The sequence below is a fragment of the Nostoc sp. 'Peltigera membranacea cyanobiont' 232 genome (genome assembly GCF_002245985.1).
In the GTDB taxonomy this organism is placed as follows: domain Bacteria; phylum Cyanobacteriota; class Cyanobacteriia; order Cyanobacteriales; family Nostocaceae; genus Nostoc.
The window spans coordinates 1-1,755 of the sequence record NZ_NOLK01000366.1 but is presented as its reverse complement, the minus strand read 5'-3'; the positions used below and the strand labels follow the sequence as shown (position 1 = coordinate 1,755).

Here is a 1,755-nt window from a genome sequence, read left to right as displayed (position 1 = left end):
AATGAACCACGAGTCCGTAAACGTCGCCCAAAAATTTACCCCTTGATGACGAAACCCCGGCATGAATTACGCAAGCAATTGCAAACTGCTTAAACCGCAAGGGTTTCGGCTTTTCTTAGTGCCATTCGCTCTGGGGTATTGATAACTTCTTTATCAATGCCTGCCGTTGCCTTGCCCTGATTGGTCTGGGTAATACGTCGAACTGACAATAGTAGATTGGCGTAGCTCTTTTGCATCAACTTCTGTAAGCTTCTTAACTTACGGAACTCACCAAGCTTTCTCGCACGAAAGATTCTTTGACGTAGGTTTCTAACAGTTTTGTTAACTACTCTCCAGTTAATCTGGTTCCAGTTCTCTAGCTGTTTCTTCAGTCCGTTTGTTGCCATTACTGACACCATCTAACTTATCCTTGGATTTGATTCCCTTGATTGGTTTCTTTCGTATAAGACCCAGAAGAAGTTTGCTTTCCTTTCGGTCAGGAGTGATGTTACAACCCCTATCGAATCCATTACAGACCCGCATTCGCTTTTTCTTCCATCCTTTACCCTCCAAAGAATTCGGTCTTTGTTGCCTCGGACTTACTAAGAGTATTCGACCTCTCTTAGACTCTGTAGGGCTTACCCTGTTGTACCGTTTAGTTGTCTGTTTTCCTTTAGGTGGTATCTATCCTGCGATGGGATTTTTGTTCATACGATTGACAGAAAAGTGAGCCGTCAGTCCACCCATTTACCTTTTTGGTCAGTGTCTATCAGCCTTATTTGACACCTTTTCGTATAACGCAGTTTAAGCGATACTTTACTTATGTTCACCATTGGGAAACTCCCCTTTGCTCCCTAACCAACTTAGGCTGCCAGTTTGGGTTACTTTCGTGGTCTGCACTCCATCCTTTTAATTACTTAATGAGGATGTGACCGGACTAATGTTAGTCTTTTACGCAGGGGTAGAGGGTATGACTCCTCTAGGGAAGTGGGCTTCCCATACTAAACGACCATTTCAGGTCGCGCTACTAAGCAACGAATCGCACATCTTCGTGTAACAGGGTGTGGTCACTTTGGGCTAGAGCCGCACTGCCCCAAAAGAATTGAACGTCTTTTAAGTCCAGGCGAGAACCTTCTACATACCGCACCCAGCAGCCATCTTTTGAGATGGTTTCGTGGTGCATGATATTGCGGTTGCGAACAAGTGAATATGCGGCAGGCATCATGATCGAAAAATCACCGATGATTGCCTTCCCATACCCTGCACCTGAGTCTTTTCCGGCGATAAGCTCAGTTAGCCCGGATTTGGCTAACAAGTCTGCTTGAACGAGCCAATTTTTGGCATTGGAATATGTCGTTGTCATGGTTCAGATGATTGTTAAAGTCTTGATTTTTCTGGCTTGGGGTTGATTTATAGCTAAATCTAGACAAATCCAGATATCCAGTTAGGGGCAAGCCAAAGCATCACTTTCTGGCTTCTGTTGCCTTTGTTGGGTGACTGGTTTTGGCTTGCTGTTAATGCTATGATAACACTATAGAGTTAAAACAACAAACTACTATAACTCTATAACTCTTTATCTCTCTAGCGGATTACCTCTAAAGGTGTCAATCTAGAGTTAAAGTGATATGGAGTTTTAACACTTGACTGACGAGGAAAAACCAGTAAGAGTCTCAATTTACCTGAGCGAGGATGTGAGGGCGAGATTTAAATCTGCTTGTGCATTACACAAGAAAAGTATGAATGAAGTTTTAGTAGACTTCATTGAGGAGTACCTAG

3 protein-coding genes are annotated in these 1,755 nt (G+C 43.3%); 1 reads left to right on the top strand and 2 read right to left on the bottom strand.

The window, feature by feature from the left end:
* Window positions 1-89: 89 nt before the first annotated feature.
* Window positions 90-386, bottom strand: a complete 297-nt coding sequence (locus CDG79_RS40355; protein WP_223278673.1) for a reverse transcriptase N-terminal domain-containing protein — start codon at window positions 384-386, stop codon at window positions 90-92.
* Window positions 387-1,006: 620 nt separating this feature from the next.
* Window positions 1,007-1,342, bottom strand: coding sequence for a hypothetical protein (locus CDG79_RS40350; protein ID WP_223278672.1), 336 nt, complete (start codon window positions 1,340-1,342; stop codon window positions 1,007-1,009).
* A 277-nt stretch (window positions 1,343-1,619) separates the two neighbouring features.
* On the opposite strand from CDG79_RS40350, the gene CDG79_RS45745 reads away from it, so the two are divergent.
* On the top strand, window positions 1,620-1,755 hold a 136-nt coding region (locus tag CDG79_RS45745), incomplete at its 3' end, for a plasmid partition protein ParG (RefSeq protein ID WP_143855752.1).

Bases quoted from the DNA above. Each gene is read 5' to 3' on its own strand.
- CDG79_RS40355 (WP_223278673.1), bottom strand. From the start codon at position 386: ATGGCAACAAACGGACTGAAGAAACAGCTAGAGAACTGGAACCAGATT.
- CDG79_RS40350 (WP_223278672.1), bottom strand. From the start codon at position 1,342: ATGACAACGACATATTCCAATGCCAAAAATTGGCTCGTTCAAGCAGAC.